The 1722-nt window shown below is 75.7% G+C and carries 2 protein-coding genes; both read right to left on the bottom strand.

What is annotated here, in order from left to right; genetic code table 11:
* On the bottom strand, nucleotides 1-848 hold an 848-nt coding region (locus FNQ90_RS22130; protein ID WP_267133090.1), incomplete at its 3' end, for a PEP-utilizing enzyme.
* Between the two features lie 115 nt (nucleotides 849-963).
* On the bottom strand, nucleotides 964-1413 hold the full coding sequence (locus FNQ90_RS22125) for a PTS sugar transporter subunit IIA (RefSeq protein WP_182607964.1): 450 nt from the start codon (nucleotides 1411-1413) through the stop codon (nucleotides 964-966).
* Between the last annotated feature and the right edge of the window lie 309 nt (nucleotides 1414-1722).

Below are 1722 nucleotides of genomic sequence, written 5' to 3'. Positions count from 1 at the left end.
CCCTCCGCCCCCGCCTCCACCGCGGCCGGCACGTCGGCCGGACCGCCGATGTTGGCCAGCAGCGGCACGGCGTGACCGTCGGCCGTGGCCCCCGGCCCCGTCGTCGAGCGGGCCGCCTCCCGGCGTTCGCGTGCCACCCGGGCCAGTTCCTCGCGCTCCCGGGGACCGGGGTCCACCAGCACCTCGCCGGTGGTGCCGTCCACCCCGACCACGACGCCCTCGGTCAGGTCCGTGGCGCCCCGCAGCGCCACCACCGCGGGTACCCCCAGCGCCCGGGCCAGGATCGCGCTGTGACTGGTGGGGCCGCCCTCCTCGGTCACGAAGGCCAGCACCAGCGCGGGGTCCAGCAGCGCGGTGTCGGCCGGGGCCAGGTCCCTGGCCACCAGCACGAACGGTTCGTCGCTCTCCGGAACACCCGGCATCGGGACGCCCAGCAGGCGGGCCACGACGCGGTTGCGCACGTCCTCCAGGTCGGCCACCCGGCCGGCGAAGTAGTCCCCGGCGCCCGCGAGCAGGTCCCGGTAGGCGGCGAAGGCGTCGTGCACCGCCCGCTCCGCCCGGGCGCCGTCCTCCACCCGGCGGTCCACGTCGGCCATCAGCTCGGGGTCCCGGGCCATCAGTGCCTGGGCCTCCAGCACCGCCAGGGCCTCACCCCCGGCCAGCCTGCCACGGGCCTCCAGCTCCCCGGCCACGTCCTCGACCGCCCGCCGGGCACGTTCGCACTCGGCCGGGGCCTCCTCGGCGGAGATGCGCTCCGGGGGTGGTTCCAGCACCGCCGTGCCCATGTGCCGGACCTCGCCCAGCGCCACTCCGTGGCTCACCCCGACCCCGCGCAACCTCGCGTCCATCTCTTCACGTCCCGATGTCGATTGCCGCCCCGGTGTCTCCCGGGGCGGGGGCAGCGGCACGGCGATGCGCCGAGCCGATACCGGTTCCACCCGCTCCGACCGGTCGCGGGTGGGCTCAGCTCCACAGGAAGAGCGTGTCGCCCGCCCGTACCTCCCCGGCCGGGACCATGTCCGAGAGGGCGTCCGCCCCGGCGTCCAGGGCGATCACCGGACAGATCGGTGACTTGCCGGCCGCCTCGACGGCGGACGGGTCCCACCGCACCACCGGTTGTCCCCGCTCCACGGTGTCGCCCTTGCCGACCAGCGCCTCGAAGCCCTCGCCGCCCAGCTGCACGGTGTCGATCCCCAAATGGGTGAGAACCCCGTGCCCCTCCGCGTCCACCACCACGAAGGCGTGCGGGTGGAGGGAGACCACGATGCCGTCCAACGGGGCCACCGCATCCATGGCCCCGCGGGGCGGATCGACGGCGGTGCCCTGCCCCACCATGGCGCCGGCGAAGACCGGGTCGGGTACCCCGTCCAGCCCGACGACACGTCCGCTCACGGGCGACGAGACGGTGGACATGAGGGCCTCCCGGGGCTCAACGGGTGGTGGCGCCCGCCTTCCCGGACCTCCGGGGAACGCATCGGGCCACCGAACAGAAGATTAGGTCATGGCGGTCGAACCGACCGGTGCGGTGCGACCCGGGGGGAACGACGCGCGTCCCGACCCCCATCCCGACTACCCCGGTGCGCCGATCCCACCCGCCGACCGATCGACGACGCGCCGATCGGTCGGCGCCCGCTTCGCCCCGGACCCCCTCGTCTCCCGGCGGGGCGGGTCGCCGGAGGGCGGAGGGGAGTCGCCGGATAGGGTTTCGGACATGCCCCGGCC

It is taken from the genome of Streptomyces alkaliphilus (assembly GCF_014141535.1).
Taxonomy (GTDB): Bacteria; Actinomycetota; Actinomycetes; order Streptomycetales; family Streptomycetaceae; genus Streptomyces; species Streptomyces alkaliphilus.
This window is presented reverse-complemented; position numbering and strand designations above follow the sequence as displayed.